The 16,606-nt window shown below is 34.0% G+C and carries 11 protein-coding genes; 1 reads left to right on the top strand and 10 read right to left on the bottom strand.

The genetic code is table 11. The features are described from left to right. Positions 1-125 precede the first annotated feature (125 nt). A complete protein-coding gene (locus tag ACWICE_RS10190) occupies positions 126-281 on the bottom strand; it encodes a PLDc N-terminal domain-containing protein (protein WP_454298296.1) in 156 nt (51 codons plus the stop codon). A 246-nt stretch (positions 282-527) separates the two neighbouring features. Here ACWICE_RS10190 and ACWICE_RS10185 point away from each other — a divergent pair, with 246 nt between their 5' ends. Further along, positions 528-1,829, top strand: a complete 1,302-nt coding sequence (locus ACWICE_RS10185; protein WP_454298295.1) for an esterase-like activity of phytase family protein — start codon at positions 528-530, stop codon at positions 1,827-1,829. Between the two features lie 167 nt (positions 1,830-1,996). Here ACWICE_RS10185 and ACWICE_RS10180 read toward each other — a convergent pair whose 3' ends face one another. The 9 genes from ACWICE_RS10180 to ACWICE_RS10140 all read right to left on the bottom strand — a co-directional run bounded on the left by ACWICE_RS10180 (position 1,997) and on the right by ACWICE_RS10140 (position 16,295). Continuing rightward, positions 1,997-2,434, bottom strand: a complete 438-nt coding sequence (locus ACWICE_RS10180) for a hypothetical protein (RefSeq protein WP_454298294.1) — start codon at positions 2,432-2,434, stop codon at positions 1,997-1,999. A gap of 854 nt (positions 2,435-3,288) precedes the next feature. Then, positions 3,289-4,383: a Fic family protein gene (locus tag ACWICE_RS10175; RefSeq protein ID WP_454298293.1), complete on the bottom strand. Its 1,095-nt coding sequence runs from the start codon at positions 4,381-4,383 to the stop codon at positions 3,289-3,291. Between the two features lie 232 nt (positions 4,384-4,615). Further along, the gene (locus tag ACWICE_RS10170) at positions 4,616-5,842 is read right to left on the bottom strand and encodes an McrC family protein (protein ID WP_454298292.1); all 1,227 of its coding nucleotides are present in this window, start codon (positions 5,840-5,842) and stop codon (positions 4,616-4,618) included. After that, the gene (locus ACWICE_RS10165) at positions 5,842-8,349 is read right to left on the bottom strand and encodes an McrB family protein (RefSeq protein WP_454298291.1); all 2,508 of its coding nucleotides are present in this window, start codon (positions 8,347-8,349) and stop codon (positions 5,842-5,844) included. The genes ACWICE_RS10170 and ACWICE_RS10165 overlap by 1 nt, the downstream gene beginning before the upstream one ends. A 3-nt stretch (positions 8,350-8,352) precedes the next feature. Then, on the bottom strand, positions 8,353-9,561 hold the full coding sequence (locus ACWICE_RS10160; RefSeq protein ID WP_454298290.1) for an AbiH family protein: 1,209 nt from the start codon (positions 9,559-9,561) through the stop codon (positions 8,353-8,355). A 52-nt stretch (positions 9,562-9,613) separates the two neighbouring features. Beyond that, positions 9,614-10,177, bottom strand: a complete 564-nt coding sequence (locus tag ACWICE_RS10155) for an ImmA/IrrE family metallo-endopeptidase (RefSeq protein WP_454298289.1) — start codon at positions 10,175-10,177, stop codon at positions 9,614-9,616. Then, positions 10,161-11,603, bottom strand: a complete 1,443-nt coding sequence (locus ACWICE_RS10150; protein ID WP_454298288.1) for a restriction endonuclease subunit S — start codon at positions 11,601-11,603, stop codon at positions 10,161-10,163. The genes ACWICE_RS10155 and ACWICE_RS10150 overlap by 17 nt, the downstream gene beginning before the upstream one ends. Further along, complete coding sequence (locus tag ACWICE_RS10145) at positions 11,596-13,212, bottom strand: HsdM family class I SAM-dependent methyltransferase (RefSeq protein WP_454298287.1); 1,617 nt, start codon at positions 13,210-13,212, stop codon at positions 11,596-11,598. Before ACWICE_RS10145 ends, ACWICE_RS10150 begins: the two co-directional genes overlap by 8 nt. A gap of 8 nt (positions 13,213-13,220) precedes the next feature. Next, a complete protein-coding gene (locus ACWICE_RS10140; protein WP_454298286.1) occupies positions 13,221-16,295 on the bottom strand; it encodes a type I restriction endonuclease in 3,075 nt (1,024 codons plus the stop codon). Between the last annotated feature and the right edge of the window lie 311 nt (positions 16,296-16,606).

Genomic DNA, 16,606 nt, shown 5'->3' with positions numbered 1-16,606 from the left:
TGTGTGATTTCTTGACACGAAACAATTTCCCTGCCAAAGATAAAAATCTGTGGATCCGGTAAATGGTAAAATAGGGATATACCAAAGAAAATAAAGGAAATCAAAAAGGTTAAGCTGAATATAGGCTAAGCTACTTTGTTGGAGTTATTCAAGGCTAAGTAGATAATTGAACCAATCACATTAAAAACCAATACAACCAATATCCAGACCACTCTTTGGCCACTGGATAGTTCTCGGTTCGTGACGATATGGTAGATGGAAAAGACTGTAATAAATAACATAATTATCCAAATCGCACTAGCTATTAAACTGCCTAAGAAAAGTAAGTTCATAATGATTGATAATTATGGTGATTGATGTTGTTATCATGAATTTAGAAAGAATTGTTGGGGAATCAAAATAGGGAGGGAGACTATTATGATATATTTAAGAAGGTATATTTCTAGCAATGATAATAATTTCACCATTGCTTAACATCTGTTTCATATTCAACATCTTTATTTGTGCCAATTTATTAAGCTATATTAATGATAAAACAAATTCACACACTAGCGACTGCTTTAACCTTTATTGCAGCACTAACTTCTTGCGAAAAAGATCAAGATCACAACAAGGCCAAAGTTGTAGACTATCCTGCTATGGCGGAAGTCGAAACTCCCAATGTACTGATGACGACCAAAGATGGCGTAAAAGTCTATAATGGAGGTTTTGGTTCCGCTGTAGTGGCAGACCCTCATGATCCGGAAGTATTTTATATGATGACAGATCGAGGAGCCAATGTAGCTGGACAGGCCAAGAACGCTATTATCATTGGAAAGTCGGACTTCGCTCCACAGATTGGTAAATTCAGATTGAAGGAAGGGAAATTAGTCCTGGAGCAAGTAATTGAGTTGAAAAATGAAAAAGGTGCCAGATTAAATGGCTTGCCGAATCCAAAGGGAATGGGCTCAACGGGCGAAATTCCTTATGATCTGAATGGACAGCAATTGGCAGCATCGGCAGACGGTATCGACTCTGAAGGTTTAGTTATCGCCGCGGACGGCACGTTCTGGATTTCGGATGAATATGGTCCACATATCGTTCATGCCGATATCACTGGAAAGACCATTGAACGTATCAACCCTTATGGAACTGGCTTCGGTGGCCGTAAAATCCCTGCTGTTTTTGCTAATCGCAGAGCCAATAGAGGGATGGAAGGCTTGACGATTACCCCAGATGGCAAGACCTTGGTCGGTATTATGCAATCCCCGATGTACAATCCCAGTTCGGCTGCCGTATCGGGTTCTGTGATCATTCGTATCCTGACCTTTGACATCGCATCCGGAGCTACAAAACAATACGCTTACCTAATGGACAACCCCTCACTTACCGGTGTAAGTGAAATATTGGCCCTGAGTAATACGACTTTCCTAACCTTGGAAAGGGATGGTCTCTTTGGTGCTGATTCTGCAAAACCTGCAGTCTTCAAAAAGGTATTCAAAATCGATATCAGCAAAGCGACCGATATCTCTGATGCCTCAAATGCTGCTTCAGGGAAATTGTTTAAAGGAAAAACTGTTGAAGAACTAAAGGACCAAGCTGGACTGGCTGCTGCGGGAATTACGCCAGTTACAAAGACTCTCGCCATTGATTTATTAAAGGATCTACCTGAAGTTTATCCACATGATAAGGCGGAAGGTCTTACCATGTTAAAAGGAAATATTCTCGTGGTTTCTAATGATGATGATTTTGGAGTTGTCGATAATGGAAATAGTGGCTTTGCCCAGAAAATCCTTCCAAGTACAAAAAGCGTAGATAGGAATAGATTGTATTTCATTAAAATGAAATAAGAAGGAGTACAGGATTAATATAAATAAATGAGGCCGTATCAAAATATGAATTGATACGGCCTTTTTATTTTGTTTGATTTAGGGAACTGGTTTTGTTCTTAGATTTTCCTAGTAAATTGTCATTCCCCTGAAATCTCAATCAAGAATACTTTGCATTAAATATGGATTTAAGGTACAGTATCAAGGGCAGTAAATTTTAAATGATCATCAGATCTAAGCCCAATACCTAAATCAACGCCTTCATGACCAGGAGCAATTTCATCTTTAGAAATTATCTTATAGTAGACGATAAAAGAAAGATAGGGTTCACTTTGCCTGACTATAGACTTAGGAGCTGATTTTAATTTAGAAATTAATGCTGTAGTAAATATTTCCTGAACCCTTTCCGTGAAGAAAATTTTAGAATCTATGTATTTTTCTATTCCAGTTTCATTACATAGAATGCATCTAATTGAATCGGTACTATTAATGATTAAGGAGTCAATATTCTTGCTTTCAATCAACTTAATTATGTAATCTGCTTTCTTGTAGATTGAGCTTGTATCTATCTGACCATAAGATTTTGAACAGAGTAAAAAAAGAAAAATTACAGCCAGAGTCTTCATGATCGCATTTTGAGTATTGGATTGGTTTGTACATCAATAATAATTACAAGCTATTGATCAATGAATCTTTTATACAAAGCCCCTCAAAAAGACTAGGTTTATTTTGTGATAAGCGAAATAAACTCACCAACAATAATACCGAATCTATAAATAGCAAAAGCTGATAATATCACTAAAATTGCTAGAACTAACTTTCTGTTCTCAATTAGTATTTCAATTGTTCTATTCATAGCCTTAAGTTATTAAGAATTGTTGAATATTTATATGTCTTTTTCTGCTTTCTTTTGGTGTTATTTTTTGAACTAGTATATCTTAATAAATATTTAATGGTTATCAATTAATTTTTAATGCTGATATGGATATTTCATAATCGAAATAATTGCTAACAAAAGTAATGTCATAATTTATTAGAATATTTTAGAGGTAATAAATTGAGACTAAATTGATGAGGATATATAGGAAGGAATAGGAGGTGTGTTTTACTCTATGAATATTCCGATACAAAAAGTGAAATTTACAAATAACAAACTACTATTCAACATGTTATGATTTACAAATATGTACTAAAGCTGTACATAGTTAAATCTGTTTGACAAAATGTAATCAACTATTATCCAAAATTTGTATCAGTAGTTATCTCACCTGTTATTTCACCATTAATTATAAAACACTCACATTTATAACACTTGAAAAGTTTTGAAAATCTACTGACTACGTGACTACATGACTACAAAATAGTAGTAATTAAAAATTAAAATACTGAATTAAAGAACTTTATGATAATATACTGAAGTTTTACTTTTTTCAATTTACTGACTACAAACAGCATTTTGTAGTCGGTAAACCTTAAAAAACTACCAATTTAGCTCATAATTTGTGCTTCTGCCACCCGAATCAGCTTTAAGTAGAATACCTTTATTAACCAAATCAGTAATATCTCGCAATGCCGTATCAGCTGATACCTTTGTCATCTTTGCCCACTTGGACGAAGTCAAATTTCCTTCGAAATTATCCATCAATTTATTCAGTATCATACGTTGTCGATCATTACTGATATTAACATTGTTCTGCATCCAAAAGTGATGTTTTCTAACGACTTTATCTATTATCGTATTCGAAGCAATAATAGCTTCTTTGAGGCAGGTTAAAAACCAAACTACCCAATTGGTAATATCCGAATCTCCTTTTTGCGTTTTCTCTAGAATCGTATAATAACCCTTACGTTCCTGTTTAATTTGTGCAGACATGCTATAAAAGCGTTGATTGACACCATCCGCTTTCGAAAGTTGCATATCTGTTAATGCACGAGCAATACGTCCGTTTCCATCATCAAATGGATGTATAGTCACAAACCATAAATGTACAATAGCAGCTTTTAAGACCGGATCTATAAGAGAATCCGTATTAAACCAGCCTATGAATCGCTTCATTTCTTCTTCGAGCCGTTCAGCTTTAGGTGCTTCAAAGTGTACAACTTCTGTTCCCATTCCTCCCGAAACGACTTGCATATCACCGCTTCTCCATTGTGCTACATCAATCTTGTACAAGCCACTTCTTCCGATTGGGAATAATGCACCATGCCAGCCAAATAACCTTTCCATACTTATGGTCTTATCTGCATTGTGTGTAGCATCTAGCATCATTTCTACAACACCATCAATATGACGATCAGAATTTACAAGACCTGAATTGTCCAACCCTAATCGCGTTGCTATTGATGAGCGAACTTGTTCCGGATTTAATATTTCTCCCTCTATTTCTGATGATTGAACAACATCTTGGATAAGCGTTTCCAAGTTTGCTTCGTCTTTCAATTCAAATCCTAGCAACTCTACTTTTCCAATCAGCTTTCCTTGAAGATGTCGAACCTCACTTAATAGATTAAGTATCTTCTCATCTTCCCAGTGAAAATCTGCCCAATTATGTCGTTCGTGTATATAGAATGCCATGATCTCAAAATTATATGCGGTAAATATAAGTATTATTTACCGCATATAAAGCGGAGAATAAACATATTATTCCCCGCAAATAATTAATGCATTCATAACTCAATAACTAACCTGTTCGCCGTAACCATGCGATTCGTTGATCAAACTCATGAACTAAATTCACATGTTTTATTAAAAATGATTGTTATTTCATACATAACTATGTATTTCGTTTGAAATAACCATCAAAAAATTAAAGTAGATCACTTATCTTCTCTATTACTATCTCTTTCCACTGTTTGAAATTCTTTTCAGTAGTAATTTGTAAAACGTGGCAATGTTTATTATCAAAACCTGACTGGTCTTTTAAGTAAAACTGTCCTTGAATTAAATTATCATCTCCAGGATACAACAATATTACCTTACTCGCCTCAAAATACTCATGATAAACGAACATCTGACGTAAATCATCTGGAGAAGGGCTTTTTCCTTTCAAGTTTTTCCATTTGGTGTCGATAACAATTGTAGAATCTTTATTGGTCAAAACAATATCTGGACGCATGCTAGAACTCAATGAATCACCTCGCCAAAAACGCTTACTAATCTGGCCAGAAACTTTATAATCCTTTAATGATTTACGCAATAAGCCTAAAACAAATTGTTCCCATAAAGCATTCATATCAAACATTAAAGCAAGTATATGTCTGCATCCCTTACTAATATCGGGGTGATAGTTTAGCAAAATCAACTCCGCAATGTCTATAATGCTTCTATACACCTGTGATTTGCGATCATAAGAAATGGTATCAAAGGTCTTTCTGTTTACCTTGATCCTTTTTTGTTCAGGGAAATTCAGTAATAAATTGCCAATGTGCGAGGCCAATAAAGCATGACGATTGAGCCTTTGAATCAACAATAAAGCTTCATAAATGATTTGATGCAATTGATGTTGAACAGTATAAACCGTTTTTTCGATATAAAATCGCTCTTTATGAATAATATTCTGCTGTATGTGCTTTGCAAAAGATAATTTGCCCTTTAATGCTTTAGCATTATACTCCTGACGAGCATATTTCCTAATTAATCCGCTATGAATTAAAGATTCTAATTCGGTAATGAATAGCTCAAAATGTAAATCCAACACCGAATTGTGCTTCAGCTTCAAATTCGATGAACCAGATTCTTTGACTGAAAACCCCCACACTGATCGAATCATATTGATCAAGATATTTTGCCAGACAGAAGCATCCGTCGATTTATCAGCCTTCGGCAAAATCTCTATAATAGTATCACCGACTTGCAATACCCCGACATACGCACAAAACTGCACTCCATTCCGTATCAACGTGAAGAATGGCGTATAATCCCCATGATAAGCTTCTAGTGCTTCATAGAGCTTACGCTCTTGTTCAATCTGCATATCAAACAAAAGCTTTTCATGTTCGAATCGGATAATATGTTTTAAATCTTTTGCAATCATTAGTGCATCAGATCTTGGATTGCTTGTTCAAAAGATAAAAACTCTTCATTATGGTTACGATAATCGATGATTTCATAAATAGGTTTGCTTTCCAAATCGTCCACATAATCATAGTCAAAATCAGCAAATATATTCTTTTCTTCTTTTTTCAAACGTACAAAGCCTTTGCCCAATACTAAGCCTATTTTTCCATAGTCTCCAAAGAAATATTCTTGTAATAACGGTATGATGTTTTTATAAAACGAATCTATGATAGTTTCCTCATTTTTTCCAATAAAGTAAGCGTGACCTATACAATGATCTCGATCTATCAACTTTTCAATACGCATATTAATTCGTCTCAACACATCCCCTGCTGTGTAATCAAAGATGTCATACGTTAATTCTTCCAGATCAGTTATTGGCAGCATCTCTTCAAATACAAAACGTCTACGCAAAGCTGTATCTAAAGACTCGACCGAACGGTCAGCGGTGTTCATCGTACCAATGATATGCAAATTTGATGGTACGGAAAATTTTTCTTTACTGTACGGTAAAGTAACCTCCAATGCCTCTTCTTTACCTTCACGTTTCGAATCTTCAATCAATGTAATCATTTCACCAAAAATAGCCGATACATTCCCTCGATTGATCTCATCAATGATTAACACATAGTTCTTCTTGATTTCTTTATCGTTTTTAATACCTTCCTGTGTATTAGCAGCTATTTTTGTGTTAATAAAATTGATTACAGACCAATAAGCAGTAGAATTAAGACCTCCTACAACAGCTCTAAACTCTTTATCTATATTTTTGACTAGAGACAAATCTGGAAAAGCTTCCTGAAGCTTCTTTGCTCGTGTATAAGAAACTACATATTCTTTCAATCCTCCTTTTGAAGGTTTTAGAGTAAGATTACCATTGGAAGTAATATCTTTAACCAGCATGCCCAAATTCGGAGTTAGAATATCCAATTTATATTCAAGTTCCTTATTTGAAGCTTCGTTTACCAATTCGAGTAGCTCATTCCATGCGTCATCAAAACTATAGTTCTTTGTAAAACTGGTGTTTTTTTTCTGCAAGCGAATATTACCAACCAATTGTTTTAATATTCCTGCCTTTACATCGTAAACAACCTGCTTATTCCCTTCGTTATCTTCCTCTATTAACGGTTTTATGCCTTCAACAAAATCCTCATAGCTCATGGACTGATGAAAAGTTGTAAAGACAATCTGACCAGCATCTACATAATCTTTAAATCTAGCTTTTAAAACCTCTCTTTTTTCTTGGATTATCGACTCAATAGGCTTGCTTTCAATAATAGCTAAAGCTTTATTAATCGTATGATAAGTTTTCCCTGTTCCTGGAGGACCATAAAGTATTTGGTTTAACGTTGTTGACATATCATGTTCATGGTTTATCAAATCCTTCTCAAAAACATGAATAGTTTTATCAAAAACAGCTTGACGAAATTCTTTATCAAAAACCATTTTTTCAAAATCAGATTTGTTATATCGTAAAAAACCAGAAACAGCAGTACTAGCAAGTGTTTCTTGGATTGGAGCTATTGTTAAGTCAAGAATATCTTGACGTGAAAAATCGTGAGTAGAATTTAGATACGCTTCTTTCCCCTTTTCGAAAGGTTCGTAAACTGCTTCAGTAGGTGTTTTAGAAATATATCTCAAATAATTTTTCTTATTATCAATACACCAAACATAACGCTGACCTATCCCAAAAATCAATGTATCTTTTCGATAATTATAATACACGCGTTGATCATTTGATTTTAAATCAATTTTTACGATTATAGCATCTAAACCAGAGAAATAGTGTTTGGATAGTTTTAAATTAGCATGTACAATATCAAATAATTCTTTCGAAATACTATAATTGTTTATTATTTCAGGATTATCGCCCCCTGTCACTGAATACTTCTCAATTCTTTTATATGTTTTGTTCAAATTAATCTTGAAATCTTCACCAGTAATTTTATCTGCTTTAAAATCTGGATACTTACTCTTTAATGAATTAATATGTTTATCTACGATATTGATAAAATCGAACAAATGAATATCAACATCCTTTAACATAGCGTCAATATTTTCATACGAAACCTTGATGGGTTTAATCTGAAAATTATACATCTTAGCATTAGGGTTGAAGGCTCTCTTCAATCCAAATTTCTGTTCTAAAGGGTCTTTGAGGTTCTGGATCAACTCTAAGGCATATTGATTTTGAGGACTATTAGGCTCTTTTGTCTGATTACATTCGAAAAAATATATAAGCTCTTTTTTATTACTCGTATATTGAAAAATCAACTGAATAAGGTCTCCTGATGAACCAGGAAACGAAACAGGGATTGTCCAAAAAGTAGTGCCAAAATAGTGAGACACTTCTTTACCGATAAAATAATCTTTCTCAGCGCCATTCGACGCCACTCTTCGAAGACCAAAAGTAAATCCAGAAATTTTATTTTTAGCCATCAACCAATCAAAAACGGCCTTTTCGTAATCTTTATAATTTAACATAATTTACTTCTTTTCTAATTGCGGAATGGCATCCGCTTCATTAAAATTCACAATCAATTTGCGCATACGACCTTTATCTGAAAAATGACGGCCAAGATTAATTGATTTATCAAAAAAATCATTTTTCCCATCTTTATCTGTATAATGAAATATCCTTACAGATTTACAATTCTCATGATCAAAAATTTCCTTAAACATTGTTCTGTCAGATAAACCACAAGAGTGTCCCACAATAAAAACCTGAAATTGATCTTCATTTAAGAAGCGAATTAAATCTCTGTAATTAGGCGTTTTTAGATAATGATAAGACTTCACATGCTCAAATAGTGAATTATTACCCTGTTCTTCGAAATTAGTATAATCCTTATCATGTTCGTCACCAAAACCAAATATTATGGAATTATGCGGATCATTTAGTTTACCGTGAATATAGTTTATATCGATATTTACATACCTTCCATTATCCTGAATTCTTTGTAAATATGTCTCAAAAGTATTTGTATAATTAAAATTAACTACAAGCGCTCGATCTTGATTTCTCTCTTCTACAATCTCCATAAGTTGATTTTGGAGCACCGATTCTCGATCTATTACCGTATCAAAGTCGTTTATCTGAAATCCTGAAATAAACGCCACTAAAAGTTGATTATGTATTACTAAATCGGAATTTTCCTGCAAAAATAAGTACTCTTGTAGCTTACCTACCAAAAAAGAAAAATGCTTATTCAATGTGCGGATGTAATCAATGTCAGGAGAATTATCCTTATCATTATATCTCTTCAACGCATCAAAATACTCCTGTTCAATATCCACCCATCCACATTCTAAACAAGTGTCAATAAGTCGTTTGAAAAAGTTGGATCTAAATGAAACATGATGAGCAGATATTTTTGAAATGTATCGGTATTTATCAATATTGGTTGGAGAAACATAATTCCTTTTTGGATCAAAATCCAAATACGATTTTAAGATTTTATTCTCATACAAGTATCTGCTAATACCCATATTGCCAGCACTTTTGGCCAGATCCATTAGTCTATAATGTTCAATAACTTCAACGTTTAAAAAATCATCTTCATAAGAATGAACGTTAGCATAAATTCCAGATTGACTAAAACACTGATCCAAGTACCAAAAAATAAAATCTTTATAGTTAGTTTTTAATCCATGTGCTAGATCAAAACCATTGCCTATAAGTATAAGTCTATTCATAATTTAATTGAACTATTATCTACCCTACAAACTCAAACCTGGCCAACTTTAATTACTGTAAACGATATCGCAATGCAGCTTCAGAAACTCCGTAACGTTTGGTCAGTTCATCTCGGATTAATTTCCAAACTCCATAGGTATAATCGTTTTTTACTATTAGAAAATCTTTGATTTTCTTTCGGCTACGATTTTCTAATATACTAGGAAAAGCATTCCTTACTTTTTCCTCTGGCATGAGTAAACAACTTGCAAAATAATTGGCTTCTCTTTCTATTGGATCATTTTGATGATGGTCTTGATTGATATCGCTACCTGTGCAAAAACCTAAATTGTTGTGCAAATGATGACACAAAAAATAATGACCTAACTCGTGAGCAAGGGTAAAGTTTTTACGCCCAAGATTATCAATGCTTTTATTAATCATGATATAGACTTGGTCATTATTTCCCTTTGTAAGAGCTCCAACAAAATCATCATAAACGGAAGGAATTTCTCTGAACTTTATTCCTTCCGAAGACATTATGTCTCCAAACACTTTGTAAACACCACCTCGTTTGACATATTTTGCCAAAACATTCTTGGCGATTTGTGCTATTTCATTATTGGTCTTCATCATCCATTGCATTGAAAATCTCTCTCAATACCACTTCGTCTATATCACCACGTGCTGCAAGTTTTTGGTTGGATAACCATAATTCAAAACGATCTTCTTTAGACTCAGCTGTGACTTTCTCATAAATTTCACTTGGCTCTGCAACCATTCCTAAAACTTCATCTTCTACATTTCCCACCGTTACCTGACCATTCATCAACATCGGTAACAACCAATCTCGTAATTGAGCAAGTTCTTGGTTTTGTTTTTCATTTACTGATATCTTATCATAGAATTTAGATACTATATTTTCAAATTTTTCAGTAATTCCAAGTTCAGGTTTTATAATTTGTAAATCTTTTAAATTAGATGCATTTAACATTTGCATACCAGTAGATCCTGTAATTTGTCTATCTATTTGAATTTGATAAGCTTTCGAGCTCAATGTATTATACAAATATGAAGAAGTAACCTTATTATAATTAGTTCTTAAAATAAATATGTGTTGATCAACGACAATATTGCTATCATAGTCAATAAAATAATGGACTCTACCTAATGTACCTTGTCCTAAAGAATTAATTAAAACATCTCCTTTTTTAGCAAATTTAGATGTAGGTACTTCAATACTTTCATCTAAATATTTAAAATATTGCCTTTCTAAGAATGCACCCTTATTAACTTTCTGATTAAGATTAATCAAATTACTTTTTTCGACGTATGATGTAGTAATTCCTTTCGTAAATTCAATCAATAAACTATCTAAAATTTCAACCTCCCAACCTTCAGGAATTTCTCTTTTTAGGATAGAATTATAAACCATTTTCCCTCCAGAAGATTTATAAGTTTTTCCTTTTTCATTAGGAAATTCAAACTGTACAAACCAATAATCATACAAGGTCTTGGCCATGGCTTCCAACTCTGCATTGATTTTATTATTCAACTCGATTTTATCATCTAGAGCTGATAAAACGGAAACCATTTTTTGTTGAGTTTTATTATCTCTTGAATAACTTACTTTAACATTAAAAAGCCGTATTTTATCAAATTCACCTTGTCCAGTACTTCCATCCATAAAAGTCTGAAGCAATGATTCAATTGAAAATAAGGAATAGTTCAAGCATTTTGATTCGAAAAAATCATTAGTTCTTAAAACAAGAATGTGAGAATCAACAATGATTTTATAACCTTCTGGTATATAATCTACCATTGCCACTCTTCCTGCTGTACCTTGTCCAGTAGAGTTAACTAATAAATCTCCTACTTTTAAAAACTTATCCTCATTATATGATTTCTTATCATCAATAAATTGAGCAAATGAAAAATCGATTTTATTATTACGAATACATTTTTGATTTAAAACTATTATGGAGCTATCATCAACGTATTTTGGTGTTACACCTTTTCCATAATAAGTTATTATTTCGTCAACTCTTCTCCAATTATTCATACATCAATCCTTTTAATTGTTTCTGAATTTCGGTATCCAAATGGTTTCCTTTTGCAAATAAATCAGTTAAACGGTTTTCAAATCGGTTCATCTTTTCTGCAAATTCTTCTGCTGTGATGTCTACATATTCAATCTTCACTTCAAAATACTGTCCTGCCGAGAAACTGTAATTTTTAGTTTTTATTTCTTCTGCATTTACAAGCACAGAGAGATTTTCTACGGCTTCTTTTTGGTTAAAAGTATCAATAATTTTTGCTTCTTCTGTGGATGTCAATATGGTGCGTTGGTTCTTACCTTCTTTTATAGTTTCGCCCAGCTTGCTGGCATCCATTAGTACAATATGTCCGTTATCGGCTTGCTTATCCAAGAATAGTACCGATACATTGGTACCTGTACTCGCAAAAATATTAGATGGCATACTTACTACACCACGCAGCCAACCGTACTCGATTAGGCGTTCGCGGATCTTTTTCTCAATGCCCGATTGTGCCGTGATAAACCCCGTAGGAACCACAATAGCCGCTTTACCTGTATCACTCAACGAATGCATGATGTGTTGAATAAACAACAGATAAATCGCCATAGATTCTTTTTTGCTTTTCGGGATATTCGGAATACCCGCAAAGAAGCGTTTTTTGAAAATATCTTTATCCAAAGCGGCATGAAAATCTGAGAAATCCAACTTAAAAGGTGGATTAGAAACGATATAATCAAAGCGTCGATCCAAATACGTAGGCTGTGCAATAGTATTGGTTTTGATGATATTCGGGATAGAATGCGTTAAGTTATTCAACACCAAATTCAATCGCAACATATTGCTCGATTTCTGTGAAATATCTTCTGAATAGATGGTACAATTTTCCTCACCAATCTGATGCGCAATACTCATTAATAACGTTCCGGATCCCGCACTGGGATCGTAAACTTTCACATCTTTTACCACAGACGGCACCATGATCTGAGCCATGATACGAGCTACAGCATGCGGTGTATAGTATTCGGCATATTTACCGCCCGAATCGGTATTGTAATCTTTGATCAGGTACTCAAAAATCGTGGCAAAGAAATCATATTTCTGTTCGAACATCTCTTCAAATGAGAATTCGAACAATTTATTAATTAATGCCTTTGCAAAAGCATCTCGCTGTGAACTATCTGATATAAATTGAGTCAATTCATCAAACAAAGTATCTTTTGCTCCGCTAAATGATTTTACAGAGAATACTTCCGCATTTTCAATGGAAATTTGACGTAAAGTGTCATCAAAAGTCTTAGCGAAATCTGCGTCGTTTTGTTTTAAAAACAAATGCGAAATTAAATGTTCGGGTTGTAAACGAGGAATATTCGGATCTAAAGCTGCCAACAAAAATTGATATTCATCTTCGGCTAAATCACGTAGTGCCTTGGAAAAATTTTCAGCATCTGCCAATGTTGGCATTTCTTGTTTTACCGCATAGCGGAATTTATCATTCAAGAATTTGTATAGAAATACTTGCGTGATAATCTTAAATTCATTTCCATCATTACCCAATCCATAATTGGCACATACACTTTTTAGGTTGTCTATAAGTGCTTTGGTTTTGGTAATAAATGTGATATCTTGTGTCATTGCTGTAATTATCTGTATTGATATTGTTGTAAATACTCGTTTACAATCATATTATTAATGGATTCCGTAGTCGGATAATCCAAAGGTATTTGTTCTTTTTTCTTAAACTCATTGACCACCATTTGCAAAAGATAGCGTTTGAAAAAAGCTTCGTTGTGCAACAAGTCTTCCTGTCCTTCTAACTTTTGATCTACTTGCTCTTTGACCAACATCAAGGCTCTGTGCAGTTGTATTTCTTTGGCATTGAGTGTTCCTTTTTCAGTCAATCTTTTATGTATACGAGCGTATTTCGCATCATTCTCATACTTGGCTTTTAACAAAGCATTCTTGCGATTGAGTTCTTTGGCTTGATCATAAATCTTTTTAAGGAGATGCATATTCTCTATCATATCAGCCTGCGTAACCTCACTTAAATTTTTCTTTCTAAAAATTCGTTCCAATTCTTCCCGCAAAGATATAAATTGTGGGTCTGAAGGATCAAAATTACTTTGTAAAGATTCTCGTGCATGTCGCAAGGTGTTTTTGAACTCATCTGCCAAGACCAATTCGCTTTCATCTACTTTGATAAATTGAAAAACGATATCTTCCAAAGCGGTATTTAGGATATTACTGGATTCTTGTGCGTTACCAAGACTTTCGAGCAAATTCAGGTTATCCAATCTTCCTTGAGCTTCGAGCAAAAGGCGATTCCAAACATCAAAATCAGCAATACCACCCAAAGCTTCATAACCATTTACGGCAATGATATTTTTTAATTCCTTGGCAGTTCGTAAGGCTTTGATCAATTGCAAAAGCTCTTTTTTGTCGGAAAGTTGAGCAATTTGTTGAGAGAAAATCTCTCTATTTTGGTTATCGTATTGAAATAAGGTTTCCTTGATTTCGTCAATCTCCTTTTTGATTTCTTCTTCCGACTTGAATAAATGCGAATACATTTCCATCTCATCACCCAACTGATCCTGCAACTCATCAAAATACATTTTATTGGTGCGATCAAAGGCTTTGGATATATCCGCAAAATCTACCACATATCCATATCGATACTGTTTGTATGGACGATTGACACGTGTTAACGTTTGCAACAAGTTGTGATCCTGAATTACTCGAGCCAGATACAGTTTTTTCAATCGCTTGGCATCAAAACCTGTCAACAGCATATTGTACACAAACAATAAATCAATCTTTCCTTTTTTATAAGCAGCGATCAACTCTTTTCGGGTTGATTTGTCATTTTCATCGTGCAAAATCAAGGAAGCCGATAATGCGGGTTCATCATGACTACCGTATTTAACCGGCGGTTCAGCAGCCATAAAAATACTGGCATCCGTTTCTTGTACGCCATACTTTTCTTGAAACAAACGGAACAATTCTTTTGCCTGATCCGCAGAATCACAAACCACCATACCACCTAAAGTAGCATCTTGTTGCTCTTTTCTAAATTTAACTAAATCAGTAACGATATAATCTAACAATGGAGCAGCAAATCTCGGATGAGCATAAATCTGTCTAGTACTGATTTCGCCTTGCAAGACTTTGATTTGATCCATCACTTCTTTCATCTCCATCTTGAAATTGCCTTCGATCTGTTCACGAATCAACCGCAAAGTATAACCATCAGCAATGGACATATTGTAGTAATATTTATGAAAATAATTACCAAACAAAAGTTTAGAATCGTATTCTTTGGCCACCTCTTTGAGCAATGGTGTACCTGTCAAAGCTATTTTTATGGCATTTCGATCCGAATTAATCAAATTAGCTAAATAGTTTCCTTTGGGATTGTAACTGCGATGGGCTTCATCCAAAAAATACACCCGTTGTACATTGATGTCATAATCAAAGTCCTTAACGGCTACTGCATCTTCGGAAAACTTCTGAATATTGACTACCGTAATTTCAGCAACGCCACTATCATTATGAATAGCACCAACAATCTTCAGGTCATTTATAAAATCTTGTTTTGAATTGACTTGATTTACTTTCAATCCTCGATTCGCAAACTCGCCAGATGCTTGAATCAATAAATCTAGTCGATCAACAATAAAGTAAAACTTCGGTATAACTTCCTTTTTAGCATAAAAATCTGTCAAATATTTAACATTATAATATGCCAAAGCCGTTTTTCCCGATCCTTGTGTATGCCAAATAATCCCTTTCTCTTGACCTTTATCCAATTTTGTTGCAATTGCCTGTGTAGCAAATAACTGTGGATAACGCATGATATGCTTTTGATAAGCCACCTTTCCTTGATTATCCTCTTGTACATACGCAATGGCATATTGAAGGATAAAAGCCAATCGCTCTTTGCTGAATAGCGACTTTAAGATACGATTAGTCGGTGTATTTTCGTTTTTATTGGTGATGTATTCTGGACTATTTTTAATGACAGTTAAGTTGTTATCTTTCAATAAAGCATTCTCCGTTGGTTCGTCAATAACAATAAGCTTTTGTTGAACAGAATAATCAAGATCTTCTCTGAAATAATTAAAACTAACTTGCCCATAAGCAGCCGTTGCATAGAAAGCTCCAAATATTGGCTCTATGATACCATCTTCGTACTCCATATTATTGGAGAACACCAATAATTGCGTAATATTCGCAAAGCGACGAAAATGTTTATTTTGAAACCGCTTATTGATACGATCTCTTTCATACAAGACACCTTCTTTATTGTGTGGTTTCTTGACTTCAATAAATGCCAGAGGCATTCCATTGATTAAAACAGTAATATCAGGACGAAACTCCTCATCGCCAGATTTACAAGTTAATTCGGTCGTGACATAAAATGTATTATTAGAGAAATTCTCAAAATCAATCAACTTGGTCCCCGATGTAGCATTCAATCGTTCGTAAAACTTCTTCCCAAGATCCTCATAATCTAACTCCAGATTGATTTCATCTAGTATTCGCTCTGCTTCTTTCTCGGAAATGCCGTTGATTTCTGCTATTTTTGGAATAAAAATATTGGGGAAAATATTATTTTCTTCAATTCTATCCTGCTCTTTAAAAGGGATATAGGTATAGCCCAACTTCATCAAATGAAGTATAGCTGGTATTTTTACTCGTGAATCTTCGTTAAATTTCATTAATCAAGGACAATATTCGCCCTCAAGATACTCAAAAAAGAGCATTCTAAATACGGAAAACCATAATAAAGTAAACTAAAGTCAATTAAAAATAATTGGCTGGTGAAAAGAAAAAAAAGGGAAGCCGAACACAACAGCAATATAGATTAATTGTAGTTAGAACAGGTTTTTATATTTCGTCAAAAAAAACAATCTCCTTGCTATACTTTCTCAGTCGTCTATTCATCGATCTCTTCACGAAGCTCATGATTCCTCGTACATTTTGCACGTAGCAGAATATTTTTCTTGCCTTTTTTGAAGTACAGTCCATC

The sequence above is a fragment of the Sphingobacterium sp. NPDC055346 genome, assembly GCF_053645235.1.
Note: the sequence above shows the minus strand (reverse complement) of the source record. Positions and strands in the feature narration are given on the sequence as shown.